The organism is Phytopseudomonas daroniae, assembly GCF_004327285.1.
GTDB lineage: Bacteria > Pseudomonadota > Gammaproteobacteria > Pseudomonadales > Pseudomonadaceae > Aquipseudomonas > Aquipseudomonas daroniae.
This window is the reverse complement of record NZ_QJUI01000022.1, coordinates 32,612-51,355: the sequence shown is the minus strand read 5'-3', so window position 1 is coordinate 51,355 and position 18,744 is coordinate 32,612. Positions and strand designations below refer to the sequence as shown.

Genomic DNA, 18,744 nt, shown 5'->3' with positions numbered 1-18,744 from the left:
AGGCCGGCTTTCGGCGCATTGGAAGGGAATTCGAATGACTGCATCCTGGGCCTGGATGACACTGCTCGCCGCCGGCATCTGCGAAGTGATGTACGCCTCCGCCATTCCCCGTACCCAAGGCTTCACGCGGCTTTGGCCGAGCCTTTACTGCATTTTCTTCATCGCGCTCAGCATGTACCTGCTGGTGCTTGCGGCCCGCTACCTGCCCATGGGAACCGCCTACGCCGTGTGGGTCGGTATCGGTGCGGTCGGTACGGCGATCTACGGCATTGTCTATCTCAATGAACCGGCCACCCTGGCGCGGCTCGTTTGCCTGGTGCTGATCATCTGCGGGGTGGCTGGCCTGAAGTTGTTCAGCCCGGTGGGCTGAAACCCACCACAGCCGTAGGATGGGTGAAACCCATCAATTGCCGATGGGTTGCACCTACGCGGCCCGACCCATCCTACGTCCTCTAAAGGGCAAAAGAAGGCAAAAGCAGCCGGTCGGTGACTCGCGTTGAACCATGGATCACGGCCTTCGGCCCCGGATTACGCCTGCGGCTAATCCAGGCTACGTTCTAAAACCCATCCTACGTCCTCCGAAATCGCAATGGGGGATAAAAAGAGCGTCAGAGATGGTGGACGGATGAAGCGTCGTCCACCCGACTGGGCGCTATCGCCCCCAGTTGCATGTTCACGCTGGTGCAACAGATCGTGAGCGCCGCCGGTCGTTACTGTTATGGCTCGCAGGTGTGCCTGCGCCTGTGTCGGTGCGTACGATGCGTGGGTAACGTGGCGAAGGGCTGGTGGTTCACGAAGGGCGGGGGCGAGAGAGGGATGACCGGCGGTTGCCGCCGGTCGAAGGGTCACTTCAGTTTGTCGAGTTCTTCGTCCGGCAGCGCGTAGCTGTGCTTCTCGTGAATGATGGTCGCGATCAGGGCATAGAGGCTGACGGCAGCGACCAGAAGGCTGATGAAAACCAGGATGGCGGGCTTGTCGGCGAAGGTGAATACGGCGCTGGCACCTTCATAGGTGGTGATGCTCATGGCGATACTCCTTGAGATGAGCCGGCCGCCCTCGCGGCCGGCTGGGGGTCATTTGGCCGTAGCGGTGGTCAGTGGCGGTTGTGCGGCGTCAGAGCCACCGCCAACGGTGGTGCTTGGCCCGTACATGCTGTTCCACTCCGGATAGGCCTGGGCCGGTACTTCGGTCAGGTCGAGACCGCGTTCTTCGGCATGGGCCGGGACGCGCAGGATGCCGGCTTTCTTGAGTGCGTAGGAAATACCGTAGCCGGGGATGAAGCCCAGCGCCGCCATCACCAGGGCGCCGCCCAGTTGGCCGAAGAAGCTGATTTCCGGCATGCCGTTCACGTTCGGATAACCGGCGAGGAAGATGCCGCTGATCACCAGACCGGCGAAGCCACCGAAGCCGTGCACCGCGAAGGCACCGACGGCGTCGTCCAGCCTGAATTTGAGCAGCATGTTGTTGACCAGCGGCGCCATGGCCGATACGCCCATGCCGATCAGGTAGGCCAGCCCGGGGTGGTAGAGATCCAGGCCGGGCGCGACCGAAATGATGCCGACCAGGCCGCCGGACATCATCCAGTAGGGTTCGCGGGTGGTCAGGTAGGCGCCGATCAGGCCGCCGGCGAAGCCCATCAGGGTGTTGAAGGAGAAGGCGGAGAGGTTGGTCGGCTGACCGTAGATGTTGATCCATTGGGCGCCGGAGTTGTAGATGATGCAGCCGCCGAGGAAGCCGAAGAAGCCGACGATGATCAGCATCAGGCCGACCACGCTCATCGGCATGCTGTGGCCGACGATGGCGTTGGCGCTGCCGTCCGGGTTGAAGCGGCCGATGCGTGCACCGAGATTGATCAGTACGCCAAGGGCGAAGAAGCCGGCGATCATGTGCACCACACCCGCTGCGCCGACGTCATGGTAGCCCCATTTGACGGTCAGCCAGCCTTCCGGATGCCAGCCCCAGGCGGCGGCCAGCAGCCAGAGAAAGCCGCCGAGCACGATGGTCATGATGATGAATGCGCTCATCCGCGCACGCTCGATGATCGCGCCCGAGAGAATCGATCCGGTGGTGGCGGCGAACAGCGCGAACGCGCCCCAGAAGATGCCGGTGGCGTTGTCCTGGATGTTCGGGCCCATGGCCTGGCTCCACGGCATGCCATCCATCAGGGCGTCCATGCGCGGTACCAGGCCATCGGGGAAGGCGTTGTAGACCGCCCAGCCGAGCAGGAACACGCTGGGTACGATGAAGCCGAACGCGAGGATGTTCTTCACGCCCGCGGCCAGGGCGTTCTTCAGGCGCGAGGCGCCAATTTCATAAGACAGAAAACCTGCGTGGATGCAGATCATCAGTGCGGTACACCACCAATAGAACATTTCCATGTTCAGGGTATTGGTCATTTCGATCAGGGCCTGCAGCTCTTCGAGCGTAGGCGTTTTCTGTTCTTCCATCACTGAATCCTCGAAAGCGGTTTATTGGAATTAAGTGGTGCGCAGGCAGGTCGAGTCGAAGCATGTTTTATGGCCTGCCATCCCTGGCGGCCCCCTTAGGGCCGTCGCAAGCGACGTTAAAAAGGCTTCCAGCCATTTTTATTTCTGATAAACAAAGTTTCTTATTGGGAAAGCAATGAATGTGCCAGGGCTAAAGGGCTCTAGCCCTTGCTGTCTATGGCGTTGACGGGTTTGCAGTGCCCTTTTTTTGTTCACGTTCAGTGGCCAGCGCCTGAAGTTGGTTCGCCCGAGCGTTCCTTCTGCAACATGCCCTGGATCTGCTGCACCGAGTCCTGGGTGCGCCGCGCCAGATTGCGCACCTCATCGGCGACCACGGCGAAGCCACGGCCCTGATCGCCGGCACGGGCGGCTTCGATGGCGGCGTTGAGCGCCAGCAGGTTGGTCTGCTCGGCGATGCTGCGAATCCCCCCGGCGACCTGGGCGATCTGTGCGTAGGTGGCCTGGATGTTGGCCTGTTCGCGCTGGTGCAGCGTGGCGGCGGTCTTTTCGTCGCTGATCTCGCGTACGGCGCCGGTGACGTAGAGCAGGCGGCCCTGGCCGTCACGCAGGCAGCGGCCGCGTTCGCGGAACCACACCTCGCCACGGGTCTTGTGGCGCATGCGGTATTCGACGGCATAGAAACCGTCGCCGCCGGTATCGACCATCGAGGCATTGAAGGTCTGCATGACCTGTTTCAGGTCGTCGGCGTTGACCACCTTGAAGTAGCTGTCCCAGCCATCGGGAAATTCCTCGGCGTTGTAGCCGATCAGCTCGCGGAATTGCTCGGACCAGCGGATCAGGTTCTGCGGGTGATCGGGGTCGCCGCCCACTACGTTCATTGCCCAGCTGCCTTCGGTGAGGGTGCGCCTGGTCAGCTCCCAGACCTGGCGCTCCTCGTCCCACTGGGCGCGTTCGGCCTCCAGGTCGTGCAGGCGTCGTTGGCTGTCGTCGCGTTCGTGGATGAGCCCACCGATCTGCGCCCGGGCCTCGGCGAGGTCTCCCTTGAGCGCGGCGTACTCCTCGGCACTGCATGGCGGCGGCGCCTGGCATTCGGCCTGCTGGCGGATGCGCTGCAACTCGTCCCAGTCGCGCTGCAGCCGCTGCAGGTTGCTGAACAACCGGGCGTCACGTTGCAGATGAGGTTGTGCGGAGCCAGCGCTGGGCTGACCGTCGAACAGGCGGTTGAGCCACTGGCTGAGTTCATCGGCCAGGTTTCGCGACGCATTGCTGAACCACATTGGCTCATCCTCCTTGAGATCGAATGGCCATCACCAAGCAATTCTCTTTCCACAACACGGGCTGGTTACGCCCGCACCCTGCTCTTGCCCGGGTCGTAGGCGACGGTGCCGGCGCCGACCCGCGCACGGATGCGCTTCTGCTGGCCGTCGAGCTTGCCGATCTCGACCTCGGTGCCGGGCTCGCAGTAGCCCACGTCCAGCCGACACAGGGCGATGTTGTGGCCCAGTATCGGCGAGCGGGTGGCACTGGTGATCACCCCGATCTGGGCACGGCCGCTGCGTACGCAGTCGCCATGGGCAGCGGTTTCGTTGCCCTCCAACTGCAGGCCGACCAGCTTGTGACGGGGTGCTGCGCTGCGCCTTGACAGGGCATCGCGGCCGATGAAGTCCGCGGCCTTGCTCTTGAGTGGCACACAGAAGCCGATGCCGGCCTCGAACGGATCCGTCTGGTCGTCGAATTCGTAGCCGGCGAATATCAGCCCGGCTTCGATACGCAGCATGTCCAGCGCATCGAGGCCCAGTGGCACCAGGTCCAGCGGCTCGCCGAGCTGCCAAAGGCGCTGCCAGACCTGCAGCGCATCGTCCGGGTGGCACCAGACTTCATAGCCCAGCTCGCCGGTGTAGCCGGTGCGCGAAACCATCAGTGGCGGGCCGTTGTAATCATCCAGGCGGCCGACCAGAAAACGGAACCAACCCAGTTCCTCCAGTTTCGGCTGGGTGCCCGGCGTCCAGATTATCTGCGCGAGCAGTTGGCGGCTCAGGGGACCCTGCACGGCGACGTTGTGGATCTGCTCGGAGGCGCTCTTTATCCACACCTTCATGCCCAGCTTTTCGGCCTGCTCGCGCAGCCAGATACCGGCGTAATCCTCGCCGCCGATCCAGCGGAACGCATCGGCGCCGAGGCGCAGCAGGGTGCCATCGTCGAGCATGCCGCCGTGCTCGAAGCACATCGCCGAATAGACCACCTGGCCGATGGCAAGCTTGCGCACGTCGCGGGTCAGGCAGTAGTCGAGCAGCGCTTCGGCGTCGGGGCCGAGCACCTCGAATTTGCGCAGCGCGGAGAGATCCATCACCGCCACGCGTTCGCGGCAGCCGTGGTATTCCTCGGTGGCGCCGTAGCCGTCGAAGCGGGTCGGCGTCCAGAAGCCGCGGTAGTCGACGAACTGGCGGGTGAGGGCCGAGGTACCGGCGTGAAAGCCGCTCTCGCGGGTCAGCACCGGGTCGGCATCTGCTGTTTTTCGAGTGGCCATGGCGAGACTGAAACGCTCCTTCTCGGAATACACGCGGATGTGGATATCGGTGGGCTGCCAGCCGTTGGCCGGGTCGATGTCGTCCGGGCAGGAACTGCTGGCGCAGACCAGATCGGTCATCGCCTTGAGCAGCACGTAGTCGCCGGGGCGCGACCAGGGCTCGTCCAGGGTCAGGTGCTGGTGCGCGTCGATAGCGGTGTTGTAGAAGAAATTGATCGCTGGCCAGCCGGCGCGCGGACGCACGCCGTGAGTGGCCATGGCGCGGCTGATGTTGTCGCTGCAGTTGGCGTGGCCGAAATAGCCATGCGCCTCGTAGTAGCGCGCGGCGCAGGCCAGGGCAAAGGTGTCGTGGCGGCCGACGGTGTCGCGCACCACCTCCAGCATCGGCTGCATGTCGCGGTCGTAGAAGCGGCTGAACAGGCCCGGCCCCGGATAGGCGCTGCCATTCAGGGTGCGGGTCACGGTGGGGTCGAGATCGGTCTCGCGCCCGGCATCCAGGCCGGCCCGGTCGAAGGCGACGAAATCCGAACACTGGCGCCCGGCGACGTCGATCACCTGGATGAACTGCCCGGCGCCGACCAGATAGTCGCGTGCGCTGCCGGGATGGATGGTGAATTCGTCGATCACCTCGCCCAGCGGCGCGGGCAGCGGCGGCAGCCAGAGCCTGCGCGGATTGGCGCGATGGATCAGCACCCGGAGTTCGCTGGCGCGCTGCTGGCTGTCCACCGCCGTACGCCCGCCGGGGGCGGCGACGATCACGCACAGCGCAGCGCTGGCGACCAGCTCGCGGCTGAAGCCCGCCGGTGTAGCCGCGGGCCAGAGCCGGGCGGCGGTCGGCAGGTGGCGGCAATCCACGCCACGCCGGGCGAGCCCCATGGTGACGTGGATCGATTCGCGGCTGCCGTCGTGCAGCAGGCGGGCGATGGCGTCGGCACCGCTGACGGCTGCCAGCCCCAGTGCGGCCAGCGCTTCGCGCCCGTCCTCGGCGAAGGCCAGCAGCTCGGCAGGCTGGTCGCCCTCGAGGTCGATCACCTCCAGACGATCACCCGCCTCCAGCGCGAGCACCGTCAGGCCGCCGGGGGCCACGCGGTGGCGTTCCCGATCCGCTGCGCGGGAGAACAGCGCCGGCTCCAGCGGGCGGCTTGTCACAGGCAGATTCATGGCGGCGCCTCAGCTGGCGGACTTCAAACGGTCGGCGGGCGCGTCGGCCAGGTAGGCACTCAGCGAGTCATCCAGCGCTTCCAGCCAGGGCGTGTGGTGCGGCGTGGCCAGCGTGCCGGTGATCAGCGAGCGATAGCACTTGTCGCGGTAGCCCATGATGTTGTCGTACTTGTCCTTCTTCCATTGCAGGAAGGTGGCGTTGACCTCGGCGATATCGAAGCTCGGGTAGTCGGTTGCGGCGATCAGCTGGCGGATGTATTCGCCCTGGAACTCGAACATCTGCTGGGCGGTTTCCAGCGTTTCCTCTTCCTGGCGCCAGGCCAGGTCTTCGGCGTGCATGCGCTCGGGGTCGGGCAGGGCGATGCGCCCGAGAATCACGTCGCGGGCGTACCAGGCCTGGGCGTCGAACATGTTGAAGCTGTACCACTGATCCTGCATGCCGAGGTAGATCAGCCGTGGGTTCTGCTCCCAGAAAATTCCCTTGTAGAGGTTCAGCGGCCATAGGCGGTTGCCGGTTTTCAGGCGCAGCGCTTCCGGCAGGAAGGGGAAGTGATGCTTGTAGCCGGTGCACAGGATGATGGCGTCGATGTGCTTGTTGCTACCGTCGACGAAGAACGCCGTGCTGCCCTGCACGTGGCTGAGCAATGGTCGTTCCTCCCAGTTGGCCGGCCATTTGTAGCCCATCGGCGCACTGCGGTAGCAACTGGTGATGGAGCGGGCGCCGTACTTGTAGCACTGCGAACCGATGTCTTCGGCTGAATAGCTGGCGCCGACGATGAGCACGTCCTTGCCCTTGAATTCCAGGGCATCGCGAAAATCGTGGGCGTGCAGTACGCGCCCGGCGAAGCGCTCGAAACCGGGGAAGTCGGGTACGTTGGGCGTGGAAAAGTGGCCGCTGGCGACCACCACGTAGCTGAAGGTTTCGCTGTAGGTGCGGTCGTTCAGGTGATCGTGGGCGGTCACCGTGAACAGCTCGCTGGCGGCATCGAAGGTGACGCCGCGCACGGCCGTATCGAAGCGGATGTAAGGGCGTACGCCGGCTTTCTCGACGCGGCCCTTGATGTAGTCCCAGAGCACTTCACGCGGTGGATACGAGCCCATGGGCCGGCCGAAGTGCTCGTCGAAACTGTAGTCGGCGAACTCCAGGCATTCCTTCGGCCCGTTCGACCAGAGATAGCGGTACATGCTGCCGTGCACCGGCTCGCCATGCTCGTCCAGGCCGGTGCGCCAGGTGTAATTCCACATGCCGCCCCAGTCGGCCTGCTTCTCGAAGCAGACCAGCTCGGGAATATCCGCGCCATCGGCCTGGGCCGACTGGAAGGCACGCAACTGGGCCAGGCCGCATGGGCCGGCGCCGATGATGGCGACTCGTTGTTTCATGCTGGGTTCTCCTGTTGGCGTGACGGTTAGCCTGCGGTGTGGTGGTTATAGCGGCTATCCGTAGGGTGGACGACGCTTCACCTACGCGGCCCGACCCGTCCACCGCCCCACCCTCGCAATGGTGGACAAAAAGAGCGTTGTCCACCCTACGACTCCTCATGGTTGGATGGACGTGGAGCGTTCCGAGCTGTGTTCCCAAGCTTGCGGCTGCCTTCAGCCCTTGGCCGTGCGTTTCTTCTTCTCGGGGTCGTCGAATGGCAGGGTGTGGGCGATGGCGTTCACCTGCAGGCTGCCGCGCACCTGCAGCGGCACGCCCTGCTCGGCAATTCCTGGCTCGACGCGGGCGATGGCCATGGAGCGTTCGCTCAGGCGCGAGTACATGGCGCAGGTGATCAGGCCGACCTGACGGCCTTCATGCCAGAGGGTGTCGCCGCCCTCGGCGGCGACATGGCCATCGAGCAGAACGCCGAAGATCCTGAAGCGCTCCTTACCCTGGCGCCGGTAGTGCTCGCCGGCACCCCGGAAGTCGCGTTTGCCGGGCGATACGGTGAAGTCGAGGCCCAGCTCCCACAGGGTGTCGCCGGCTTTCTGGTCGGCGAAGGGGTACATCTGCGAGTTGTCGTAGGGGAAGAACAGCAGGTAGCTCTCCACCCGCAGCCAGTCGAGTGCGGTAAAGGCGCAGGGGATGATGCCGCGGCCCTGGCCCTTGTCCAGAATGCCGTCCCAGATCAGTGGCGCATCGGCGGCCTTGCAGAAGATCTCGTAGCCGCGCTCGCCGGTGTAGCCGGTGCGCGAGATCATCACCGGGCGGTCGAACAGCCGGGTCTGCAGGTGGTGGAAGTAGGGCAGCTCGCGGATGCCCGGCACGTGCTCGGCGAGAAAGTCCACGGCTGCCGGGCCTTGCAGGGAAAGGTCATGCAGGTCGTCGTCGAACAGTACCGCCACCTGGCGGCCCTGGGCCGAGCGGATCAGCATCTCGTAGCCGCTGCCGGCGCCGTGCACCACCATGAAGGCGTTGGGGCCGGTGCGGTAGATGATGCAGTCGTCGATGAAGGTGCCGTCTTCGTCGAGCAGGCAGGCGTACACCGACTTGCCGGGATAGAGCTTGGCCATGTCGCGGGTGGTGGCGTAGTCGAGCAGGCTTTCGGCGTGGGGGCCGACGTAGTGCACCTTCTTCAGGCCGGAGACGTCCATCAGCCCGGCGCGGGTGCGGATCGCTTCGTGATGGTCGGCCAGGTCGCTGGCATAGGTCCAGGCGGTGCCCATGCCGTTCCAGTCTTCCAGGTTCGAACCAAGTGCCAGGTGGCGTTCGCGCAGGGCGCTGATGCGCCATGAGTTGGCCATGGGAAAATCCTCGTGTGGTGATCGGGTCAGGCTTCGGAATCGAACTGGCGCAGCCAGTTCACCAGGGTCTGGCGGTAGCGGGTCATGCCCTTGTAGTCGGCGATGGCATCCGGCAGGTCGCGGATGACGCGGTGCAGCCGCCGCGCCCAGGCCGGGTTGCTGACCAGTTCGTCCATGCTGATCAGGTAGGTGCGGATGCTGAACAGCACGGCGTTGGAGCGCGGCAGGCGCGCCATGAATTGCAGTTCCACGCGCAGGTGCACCAGGCGGCCGACGTTGTCCGGGGTGACCGAGCCGCGGTCGCTGCCCCATTCGTGGAAGGTTTCCGGCGAGGTGTCCAGGCGCGGGTTGATGGTCAGTGTCCAGTTCAGCCGACGCACCGGGTGGCCGACCTGGATGTTCAGCAGAAACTTCAGCGCGCGTTCGAAGATGCCCATCTGGTTGGCCATCGGTACTGGCGAATGCCACTGCTTGAAGCTCATGCCGGCGTCGAAGCGCAGCGACCAGTCCGCCGGGCAGGTGACCATGCCGGCATCCATGAACAGGTCGCCGTCGCGCTGGTCGAGCACCGCAAAATCGCCCTGCATCTGCCGGGTGATGTACTCCAGCGGCTCGCACGGCAGGCTGTCGGCAGCGCCGAAGGTGAAGTGCTGATCGATGCCCATGGCCAGGTTCTGCCAGCGCCAGGCCGTGCCGTTGCGTTCAAGCTGGAAGTGCTGCGGGTAGTCGCCCGCCAGGTGCTCCATCAGCATCTCCAGCAGATCCCAGGCGGCCTGGGCCATGTGCGGCATCACCAGGCAGCGCTCGGGATCGCGCTCCAGCACGCGGGCGCGTTCGGCCATTTCCGACAGGTAGTGCTCGTCGACATCGAAGCAGTGCTCGAACACCGAACCCGGATCGCGGGACACCGCGGGCTCGATGTTCACCGAGTACATGTAGCCGTCTTCCGGGAACGGAAAGGGAAACCGGGCGATGGCGGCCGGGCTGTTACGGAAGCTGAAGTCGTCCCGGTAGGTTTCTGCCGGTTTGAAGATCAGGGTCATGGCACGTCTCCGGTATCAGATATCGAGCAGGATCGGGCTGCCGCAGCCGCGCGAGACGCAGGGCATCAGGCTGCTGGCGCGTTCGGCGCTGGCGAGAAACAGGTCGCGGTGCTCCACGTCGCCTTTCAGATAGGGCGTCCGACACTGGCCGCAGACTCCGCCGCGGCACAGGTTGGGTAGCTCCACGCCGGCGGCTTCCAGGGCTTCCAGCAGGCTCTGCTCGGCGCCGACTTCCACCTGGCGACCACTGCGCGCCAGCTCCACACGGAAGGGCACACCCGGTTCCGGCGCGGCGAAGGCCTCCCAGTGCACCCGCGCCGCTGGCCAGCCGAGGGCCAGGCTCTGCTCGCGCAGGGCATCGAGCAGCGATTGCGGGCCGCAGGCGTAGATGTGAGTGCCGAGTGGGCGATGGCTCAGCAACTGCCCCAGATCGAGACGTCGGCTGCTGCTCTCGTAGACATGCAGCCGCTCGCCCAGCCGTTCGCGCAAGGTCTCGACGTAGGCATCGTTGACCCCGGCGCGGTAGGCGTAATGCAGCTCGAAGGCGTCTCCGCGGCGCAGCAGCTCGGCGCAATAGGCGAGGAACGGGGTGATGCCGATGCCGGCGGCGATCAGCACGTGCAGGCGTGCCGTGCTGTGCAGCGGGAAGAGGTTGGCCGGCGGCGAGATCCGCAACCGATCGCCAGCCTGCAACTGTTCGTGCACGTAGCGCGAGCCGCCCCGTGAGTGTGGCTGCTGGCGCACCGCGATACGGTAGTGACGGGTCTCGCCCGGGTCGCTGAGCAGTGAGTAGGCGTTGCGCTTGCCGTTGGGCAGGTGCAGCTGCACATGGCTGCCGGCGGAGAAAGCCGGCAGCGTACCGTTCACTGGTTCAAGCAATAGTTCGCGGATTACCGGGGTGATCAGCCGGGTTTCGCTGACCCGCACGTCGAAGGCATTCATGGCCGGGCCTGCGCATAGGGCTGGTCGGCATCCGCACAGACGCCGAGGTAGGCGCCCAGGCGCTCGGAGAAATGTTGGCGCACTTCCAGCACCACGCCGCAGTGGCGGCAGGGCTGCAGATCGGCGCAGGTGCCCGCTTGCAGACTGGCGCAATGCACGCAGAACAGCATGCGCCGGCCGGTTTCGCTGCACTGCAGGGTGATCTCGTCGGCCAGCAGCCCGGCTTCTCGTGCGACACCGCGTAGCGACCAGATGAAGGCCTCGTCGCCATGCAGTTCGAGGTGCAGGCCGACCTGGGCTTCACTCAGCAGTGTGCCCAGCGCCCGGCACAGTTCAGCTTCGTCGGCGTACTGCGGCAGTGCCAGGTGGCAGAGCTCGGCGGCGTCGACGCGGGTCAGCAATTCGGCATGCCGTTGCTGGCCGGCGTCCTGAGTGACCAGTACCTGACGGGCCACCCGCTGGACAGGATTGCCGCTGGGGTATCGCGGCACGCTGAAGGGATGCTGCTCGGCTGTGCGGGTCATGGCGATCCTTGTACGGACGAGGGCATGCTTGCCCTGGATTGAAGCGATCAGGTCATGTGTTGGTGCATGACTGATGTTTCTCTGTAGGCAAAATACTTTCCTGTCACGCTTATTTGCTCAATCCACCAGAGGAGATATGCCAAAAGAGGTAGTGCTCCCCGGCGAGGCATGGAAGTTGCTGTGGTGATTCGTCCAATCACCGCAGAAGACGGGGAGGAGAACATGCGTGCAGCCGGTTTTGCCCCGGCTCCCGCGGCAGTGTCGAATGCGCTGACCGAACGTGAGGAGCAGACCCTGCAGTTGATCGCTGCGGGCAACAGCAACAAGCAGATCGCCCGCGAACTGGGCATCAGCGATGGCACGGTGAAAATCTATGTGCGCAGCCTGCTGCGTAAATTTCACCTGCACTCGCGCCTGGAGTTGGCCAGCTGGGTGCACCGGCATACCGGCATGGCCTCGGCCAGTGCCCAAGGCGCGGTCGGGCCAGCGGGTGTCGCGGGCCTGATCAACGACCTGCCGGTGCTGATCTACCGCGGCGATAACGCCCGCACCTGGTACATGGATTACGTCAGCGAAGGCTGCCTGCAACTGACCGGCTACTCCGCCGAGTACCTGACCCGCGACCCCGCGCACAGCTTCGGTTCACTGATCCTCACCGAGTACGCCGACTATGTCTGGTACTGCGTTCAGTGCGCGTTGCTCAAGCACGAGCCGTTTCAGCTGCGCTACCGCATCTGCTGCGCCGATGGGCGGATCAAGGAGGTCTGCGAGACGGGCGTCGGCGTGTATTCCGCCAGTGGCGAGGTGCTGGGCGTGGAAGGGGCGATCTTCGAAGCGGCGAGCTGAACCGCCGTTGTCCGAAAGAGGAGACGCCATGAACGAAAAAGCCCCCGTTGGCGAGAGCGGGGGCTTTTCATGCAGAGGCTTCAGAACCTGTTCTCAGGCTCGTGAGAGGGTGGAGATCTGCCTACGCCGGTACAGCGTATCGCGGCGCGACAGCAGCAGGTACAGCGGCAGGGTGACGACGATCGCCACCAGCCAGGACAGATCGGCGCCATCCAGCTTGCTGGCCATCGGCCCGGTGTAGATCGGCGTGACCGCGAACGGCAGTTGCACCAGGATGCCCACTGCGTAGGCGCTCACCGCATTGGGATTGAAGCGCCCGTAGATGCCGCCGTTGGCGTCGAACAGCGAAGGGATGTGGTAGCGCTGTTTCTGTACCAAGTAGAAGTCGGCGACCTGGCCGACGCTGTTGCTTTCGATGAGCTCTTGCTGGGACATGGACGGTTCTCCTGCGCAAAATGGCGACGGCACGCTGCTCCGCGTGAACGGGACAGGGCCGGAGTGAATGCGTGGTTGGTTGCGGCTGAGCGGGTCAGCTGCGCCTGTCGCGGCAGAGCCCGCAGACGGGGGAGAACGGGCAGGAGTAGAGCAGCAAGGCTGTGCGGGACACCATGGGAAAACCTACTTCTTGTCTTTATTCGGATAGGGTTTTGCGTCTCGCCGCAAGGGCGAAGCCGCTGCCCGGCGTGGCCGGGGCAGCGGTTACGGGGCTCAGCGGAAGGCCGGCACCACGTGCTGGATGAACAGCTCCAGGGACTTTTTCTTCTCCGCATAGGGCAGGCTGTTGTCGGCCCAGAAGCTGAATTCGTCGACGCCCAGTTCCTGGTAGTGACGAATGCGCGCGATGATTTCCTCGGGCGTGCCGATCATGGTGTTCTTGCGGATGTTCTCCAGCTCGAACTCCGGGCGCTCCTTGAATTTCTCCTCGGGGCTCGGGGCCAGCAGGCCGTCGACCGGGGTGATCTTGTTGCCGAACCAGGCATCGAAGGTGCGGTAGAAGCGCGAGATGGCGGCGGCGCCGACCTTCCAGCCCTCGGGATCGTCCGCCAGGTGCACGTGGGTGTGGCGCAGCACCATCAGCTGCGGGCGCGGCACGTCCGGGTTGTTGGCCAGGGCGGCCTTGAACTTGTTGTTCAGGTCGACCACTTCCTCGTCGCCCTTCATCAGCGGCGTGACCATCACGTTGCAGCCGTTGGCCACCGCGAAGTTGTGCGAGTCCGGGTCGCGGGCGGCGATCCACACCGGTGGGTTCGGCTGCTGCAGCGGCTTGGGCGACGAGGTGGTGGACGGGAATTTCCAGATCTCGCCGTCGTGGGCGTAGTTGCCCTTCCACAGCGCCTTGACCACCGGCACCATCTCGCGCAGATACTTGCCGCCGTCGCTGGCGGGCATGCCGCCGGCCATGCGGTCGAACTCGTACTGGTAGGCGCCACGGGCCAGGCCCACTTCCATGCGACCGTTGCTGATCACGTCGAGCAGGGCGCATTCGCCGGCCACGCGGATCGGGTTCCAGAACGGCGCGATGATGGTGCCGGCACCCAGGCGGATGCTGTTGGTGCGGGCCGCCAGGTACGCCAGGATCGGCATCGGGCTCGGCGAAATGGTGTATTCCATGGCGTGGTGCTCGCCAACCCATACGGTGCTGAAGCCACCGGCCTCGGCCAGCAGGGTCAGCTCGGTCAGTTGCTCGAAGAGCTCGCGATGGCCGACTTCCAGGTCGTAGCGTTCCATGTGGACGAACAAAGAAAATTTCATGTCGCTTTCCTCGATTTTTGTAAGGCTCCAGGCGCTGTCGGGACTGGCCGCCTTGCAGGATCATGCGGCTCATGGTCTATGGTATACCATAATATAAAATACTTTGACGAATATAGGCCGGCCAGTGCTATCGAAAGTGTCAGTGGCCGGCCGCCTGCCAGGCATTCCAGCGTTGCGCGATACGCTCGCCGTTCAGGCTCCAGTACTTGAAGTCCAGAGTGATCTGCCCGGTCTTGTGGGCGCCGGGCTGGTTCTCCGCCAGCTTGGGATCCACCAGCGCGGAGGCGCCGAGGCTGACCGGCGCGTAACCGGTCAGCGAAGAAAAGTCGGCCTGGGGTTTCGGGCTGGTGGCATAGGCGATGAATGCTTGCGCCGCCTCGACATGGCGTGAACCGCGCGGAATCACCAGGAAGTCGCCAGTAACCAGGTTCTGCTGCCAGCTCATGCCCACCGCTGCCCCCTGATCATGCAGGGCGTTGACTCGACCATTCCAGAACATGCCCAGGCTGGCGGTGCCGGAGGCGAGCAACTGCTGCGATTCGTCGCCACTGCCCCACCAGGCGATATCGCCCTTGATGCTGTCGAGTTTGCGGAAGGCGCGATCCAGATCCAGCGGATACAACTGTGCGGGGTTCACCCCATCGGCGAGCAGGGCAATTTCCAGCACGCCGGGGCTCGGCCATTTGTACAACGCGCGCTTACCGGGATAGGTTCGGGTGTCGAACAGTGCCGCCCAGTTCTGCGGGGCTTCGCGCAGCGCCTGGGTGTTGTAGCCGAGGATGAAGGAAAAGTAGAACGAACCGGTACCGTAGATGGTGACGAAGCGCGGGTCGATAGTGTGCTTGGCGATCTGCTTGAAGGCCAGCGGCTCGAGCAGCCCTTCACGGCCGGCGCGCAGGGCGAAATCCGCCTCCACATCGACCACGTCCCAGGTTACCTGGCCACTCTCCACCATGGCCTTGAAGGCGGCATAGTCGGTGGGCCCGGCCTGCTCGACACGGATGCCGGTCTGCCGGGTGAAGGGTTCGCTCCAGGCGCGGGTCTGCGCCGCCTGGGTGGTGCCACCCCAACTGACGAAGGTGATGCTCTGCTCGGCGTGAGCGGTCGACAACAGCTGCAACCCCAGCAGCATGGCCAGCAATGTACGCATGAAAATCCCTCCCCGACGATAGAAACACATGGGTATGCACCCCCGGAACTCAGCAGGTGCGGTATACCGTAATAGCGTTTGGCAAGATACGCTCCAACGGTTCAGGCAAACGGGAGAGGGCGATGGACTGGGAACAGCAGTACCACCGATGCCCGAAGTGGGCGTTACCGGCCCCTCGGGCGCTACCGGTTGGGTGCCTGATGACGGGTCAGGCTAAGGCGGGCAGTGCGCCCATTTTGCCTCGGCAATAGACCATCGGCACGACAGCTTCTTCAGGCACGATCAGGTTCTTCACCGCGCCAACCAGGATGGCGTGGTCGCCGCCCTCGTATTCGCGCCACAGCTCGCATTCGATGATTGCCGTGGCACCCTCCAGCAACGGGTTACCCAGTGCGCTCAGCGTCCACTCGATTCCTGCGGCCTTGTCCTTGCCCTTGCGGGCGAAGGCGTAGGCCTCGGCGCTCTGCTCGGCGGAGAGCAGGTGGATGGCGAAGCGCTTGCTGCGGATCAGCACCGGGTAGGAGTCGGAGCTGTAGTTGGGGCAGAACAGCACCAGTGCGGGATCCAGAGACAGCGAACTGAACGCACTGGCGGTGAGGCCGGCGATCTGTCCGTGTTCATCCAGCGTGGTGATGACCGTGACCCCCGAGGGATAGGTGCCGAGGACGTTCTTGTACAGGATTGGGTCGATCATGATGGTTACCTCTACGGGGCCTGCTGACCCCGTTTCTATATGTCTCAGTGAGCACCAGCGGCCTTGTTCAGGTCGCTCTCGTTCCAGCTGTCGTACAGGCAGGCATCGCTGGCGGCCCAGCGTACGCGCGCCTGGGCGCCGGGCTGCAGGGGTTGCAGGCCGCTGCCCATGGCCTTGAGGGTCAGGTAGCCGCCGCCGGGTGTGACCACGTGGCAGGTCAGGCTCTCGCCGAGGAACACCACTTCGGCGACCTGCACGGGTATCTCGTTCCAGCCGGCCGGCAGCGGCGTCTGCGCAGCGATTTCCTGTGGCAGCACCTGGGCTTTTTCCGGGCGCAGCATCAGCAGCACGTCCTGATCGTTCTTCAGGTTGGCGGTTGGGGTGATCGACAGGCTCTGCTGCTCGAACTGCACCGCGGCCTGGCCACTGACTTTGGCCCGGAGGAAGTTGGAGTTGCCGAGGAAGGAGGCGACGAAGGCGTTTGGCGGGTTCTGGTAAAGGTCATAACCGCTGCCCAGACCGACGATCTTGCCGTGGCTGAAGATGGCGATGCGCTGTGACAGGCGCATGGCTTCCTCCTGATCGTGGGTCACGTAGACGATGGTGATGCCCAGGCGGCGATGCAGGTGACGCAACTCGTCCTGCAAGTCTTCGCGCAGCTTCTTGTCCAGCGCGCCGAGGGGTTCGTCCATCAGCAGGATGCGCGGTTCGTAGACCAGCGCGCGGGCAATTGCCACGCGCTGTTGCTGGCCGCCGGAAAGTTGCGCCGGACGCCGGTGCGCGAACTCGCCGAGCTGTACCAGCTTGAGCATGGCCTCGACCTGACGCTGCTGCTCGGCGGCACTCAGTTTGCGGATCGCCAGGGGAAAGGCGATGTTCTGGCGCACGTCGAGGTGCGGAAACAGCGAGTAGCGCTGGAATACCATGCCGATATCGCGCTTGTGCGGCGGCACGTTGACCAGGGATTTGCCCTCGACCAGGATCTCCCCGGAGCTGGGGGTTTCGAAGCCGGCCAGCATCGACAGCGTGGTGCTCTTGCCCGAGCCGCTGGAGCCGAGGAAGGTGAGGAATTCGCCCTCCTGGATCTCCAGGGAAATGTTATCCACAGCGGTGAAGTCGCCGTAGTGCTTGTTCAGGTTGCGCAGGCTGACCAGCGTTTGTGGTGCCCGGTTTTCTTGGATGACGGCACTCATGAAATTCTCCTCGGCACTCAGGCTTTGACGTCGGTGCGCCGGCGCACGATTGCTGCGACGACCATGACCAGCAGGGAAAGACCGATCAGCAGCGTCGAGGCGACGGCGATCACCGGGGTGAGATCCTGGCGCAGCGTCGTCCACATCTTCACCGGCAGCGTCTGCAGGCCGGGGCTGGCCATCATCACGCTGAGCACCACTTCGTCCCAGGAAACCAGGAAGGCGAACAGGCCGCCGGCCACCAGGCCCGGACGGATCGCCGGGAAGGTCACCTTGACGATGGCCTGCAGGCGCGTGGCGCCGCAGATCACTGCGGCATCCTCGATGGACTGATCGAACAGCTTCAGCGAGTTGATGATCGAGATGATGGTGAACGGCAGCGCGACGATCACGTGGCTGACCACGAAGGCGAACAGCGTGCCGGTGTAGCCGAGCTTGAGGAACAGTGCGTAGACCGCCACGGCGATGATCACCAGCGGCACGATCATCGGCAGGGTGAACAGCGCGTACAACAGCTCACGGCCAGGGAAGCGGCCGCGTACCAGCGCGAAGGCGCTGGGCATGCCGATGGCGACCGCGCAGACGGTCGTCAGCATGGCCACCTTGAGGCTGACCAGCGCCGAGTCCATCCACTGGGCGTTGGAGAAGAACTGCCCGTACCACTTGAACGTCCAGCCCGGCGGGGGGAACACCAGCCACTGCGAGGAGCCGAACGACAGCAGCACGATGAACAGAATCGGTAGCAGCAGGAACACGGCGATCAGCGCGGTGACGGTATTGAGGCCGTAGCGCAGGCCGCGGCCCATGGCATTGGGTGACAGCAGCATGGCGTTTACCTCGCAGTGCTGGAAGCCACCGGCGATTCCGGTTGCAGCTTCAGGTAGACGTAGAACAGCACCAGCGTGATGAAGATCAGCAAGGCTGCCGCCGCGCTGGCAATGCCCCAGTTGAGGAACGATTGCACCTGCTGGATGATGAATTCGGGCAGCATCATGTTCTGTGCGCCGCCGAGGAGCGCCGGGGTCACGTAGTAACCCAGGGACATCACGAAGACCATCAGCCCACCGGAGAAAATACCCGGCCGGCACAGCGGCAGGAACACCTTGAAAAAGTTGCGCCACGGACTGGCGCCGCAGATCGAGCCGGCCTGCAACACCATCGGATCGATGGCGCTCATGGTTGCCTGCAGTGGCAGCACGATGAACGGAATCATGATGTAGCTCATGCCGATCACCACGCCGGTCAGGTTGTGCACCATCTCCAGCGGCTGATCGATGATGCCCATGGCCATCAGCGTCTTGTTCACCACCCCCGAGGACTGCAGCAGCACCAGCCAGGAGTAGGTGCGCGCCAGCAGGCTGGTCCACATCGACAGCAGGACGATATTCAGCAGCCAGCGGCCCCAGCCGCGTGGCATCAGGGTGATCGCCCAGGCCAGGGGGAAGCCCAGCAGCAGGCTGATCACGGTCACCAGCCCGGCTACCGCGAAGGTGTTGAACAGCACCCTGGAGTAGGCCGAATTGGCGAATAGCTGTGCGTAGTTGCCCAGGCCCGGCTCCGGTTCCAGCACGCCGCGCAGCAGCAGGCCGATCAGCGGCGTCAGGAAGAACAACCCAAGGAACAGCAGGGCCGGCAGCAGGTACGGGGCGCCGCGCCAGCGCGCCGCCCGTTCCGCGTTACCGTCGGCGCTGTCGCGCCGACGGTCTGCTGTACCGACCTCAGGGGTACGGAGCACGGTCAT

The 18,744-nt window shown here is 64.4% G+C and carries 18 protein-coding genes; 2 read left to right on the top strand and 16 right to left on the bottom strand.

The window, feature by feature from the left end; genetic code table 11:
- Positions 1-34 precede the first annotated feature (34 nt).
- Complete coding sequence (locus DNK06_RS21140; RefSeq protein WP_131181965.1) at positions 35-370, top strand: DMT family transporter; 336 nt, start codon at positions 35-37, stop codon at positions 368-370.
- 475 nt (positions 371-845) lie between these two features.
- On the opposite strand, the gene DNK06_RS21135 is transcribed toward DNK06_RS21140, so the two are convergent.
- The 9 genes from DNK06_RS21135 to DNK06_RS21095 form a co-directional block, all read right to left on the bottom strand.
- Positions 846-1,025, bottom strand: a complete 180-nt coding sequence (locus DNK06_RS21135) for a hypothetical protein (protein ID WP_131181964.1) — start codon at positions 1,023-1,025, stop codon at positions 846-848.
- 48 nt (positions 1,026-1,073) lie between these two features.
- Positions 1,074-2,447 (bottom strand): ammonium transporter, encoded by a 1,374-nt coding sequence (locus DNK06_RS21130; protein ID WP_131181963.1) that lies wholly within the window; start codon positions 2,445-2,447, stop codon positions 1,074-1,076.
- Between the two features lie 257 nt (positions 2,448-2,704).
- Positions 2,705-3,724: a methyl-accepting chemotaxis protein gene (locus DNK06_RS25460; RefSeq protein WP_131181962.1), complete on the bottom strand. Its 1,020-nt coding sequence runs from the start codon at positions 3,722-3,724 to the stop codon at positions 2,705-2,707.
- A 65-nt stretch (positions 3,725-3,789) separates the two neighbouring features.
- Positions 3,790-6,135: a trimethylamine N-oxide demethylase gene (locus tag DNK06_RS21120; protein ID WP_131181961.1), complete on the bottom strand. Its 2,346-nt coding sequence runs from the start codon at positions 6,133-6,135 to the stop codon at positions 3,790-3,792.
- Positions 6,136-6,144: 9 nt separating this feature from the next.
- Positions 6,145-7,515, bottom strand: a complete 1,371-nt coding sequence (locus DNK06_RS21115) for an NAD(P)-binding domain-containing protein (RefSeq protein WP_131181960.1) — start codon at positions 7,513-7,515, stop codon at positions 6,145-6,147.
- A gap of 213 nt (positions 7,516-7,728) precedes the next feature.
- Positions 7,729-8,859 carry an aminomethyl transferase family protein gene (locus DNK06_RS21110; RefSeq protein WP_131181959.1) on the bottom strand — a complete coding sequence of 377 codons (1,131 nt, stop codon included), beginning with the start codon at positions 8,857-8,859 and terminating at the stop codon, positions 7,729-7,731.
- A gap of 26 nt (positions 8,860-8,885) precedes the next feature.
- Positions 8,886-9,902: a heme-dependent oxidative N-demethylase family protein gene (locus tag DNK06_RS21105; protein WP_131181958.1), complete on the bottom strand. Its 1,017-nt coding sequence runs from the start codon at positions 9,900-9,902 to the stop codon at positions 8,886-8,888.
- 15 nt (positions 9,903-9,917) lie between these two features.
- Complete coding sequence (locus tag DNK06_RS21100; RefSeq protein WP_131181957.1) at positions 9,918-10,844, bottom strand: PDR/VanB family oxidoreductase; 927 nt, start codon at positions 10,842-10,844, stop codon at positions 9,918-9,920.
- Entirely contained in the window at positions 10,841-11,368 is a 528-nt protein-coding gene (locus tag DNK06_RS21095) for a dimethylamine monooxygenase subunit DmmA family protein (protein ID WP_131181956.1), read from the bottom strand. Before DNK06_RS21095 ends, DNK06_RS21100 begins: the two co-directional genes overlap by 4 nt.
- Positions 11,369-11,590: 222 nt before the next feature.
- On the opposite strand from DNK06_RS21095, the gene DNK06_RS21090 reads away from it, so the two are divergent.
- Positions 11,591-12,214, top strand: a complete 624-nt coding sequence (locus DNK06_RS21090; protein ID WP_131181955.1) for a LuxR C-terminal-related transcriptional regulator — start codon at positions 11,591-11,593, stop codon at positions 12,212-12,214.
- 93 nt (positions 12,215-12,307) lie between these two features.
- Here DNK06_RS21090 and DNK06_RS21085 read toward each other — a convergent pair whose 3' ends face one another.
- The 7 genes from DNK06_RS21085 to DNK06_RS21055 form a co-directional block, all read right to left on the bottom strand.
- Positions 12,308-12,649 (bottom strand): cytosine permease, encoded by a 342-nt coding sequence (locus tag DNK06_RS21085; RefSeq protein WP_242674749.1) that lies wholly within the window; start codon positions 12,647-12,649, stop codon positions 12,308-12,310.
- Positions 12,650-12,922: 273 nt separating this feature from the next.
- Entirely contained in the window at positions 12,923-13,966 is a 1,044-nt protein-coding gene (locus tag DNK06_RS21080) for an LLM class flavin-dependent oxidoreductase (RefSeq protein WP_131181954.1), read from the bottom strand.
- Between the two features lie 139 nt (positions 13,967-14,105).
- Entirely contained in the window at positions 14,106-15,116 is a 1,011-nt protein-coding gene (locus DNK06_RS21075; RefSeq protein WP_131181953.1) for an ABC transporter substrate-binding protein, read from the bottom strand.
- Positions 15,117-15,324: 208 nt separating this feature from the next.
- The gene (locus tag DNK06_RS21070) at positions 15,325-15,810 is read right to left on the bottom strand and encodes a flavin reductase family protein (protein ID WP_131181952.1); all 486 of its coding nucleotides are present in this window, start codon (positions 15,808-15,810) and stop codon (positions 15,325-15,327) included.
- Between the two features lie 44 nt (positions 15,811-15,854).
- Positions 15,855-17,003 carry an ABC transporter ATP-binding protein gene (locus tag DNK06_RS21065; protein WP_131181951.1) on the bottom strand — a complete coding sequence of 383 codons (1,149 nt, stop codon included), beginning with the start codon at positions 17,001-17,003 and terminating at the stop codon, positions 15,855-15,857.
- A 17-nt stretch (positions 17,004-17,020) separates the two neighbouring features.
- Entirely contained in the window at positions 17,021-17,830 is an 810-nt protein-coding gene (locus tag DNK06_RS21060) for an ABC transporter permease (protein WP_131181950.1), read from the bottom strand.
- A 5-nt stretch (positions 17,831-17,835) separates the two neighbouring features.
- Positions 17,836-18,744 (bottom strand): ABC transporter permease, encoded by a 909-nt coding sequence (locus tag DNK06_RS21055; RefSeq protein ID WP_207390030.1) that lies wholly within the window; start codon positions 18,742-18,744, stop codon positions 17,836-17,838.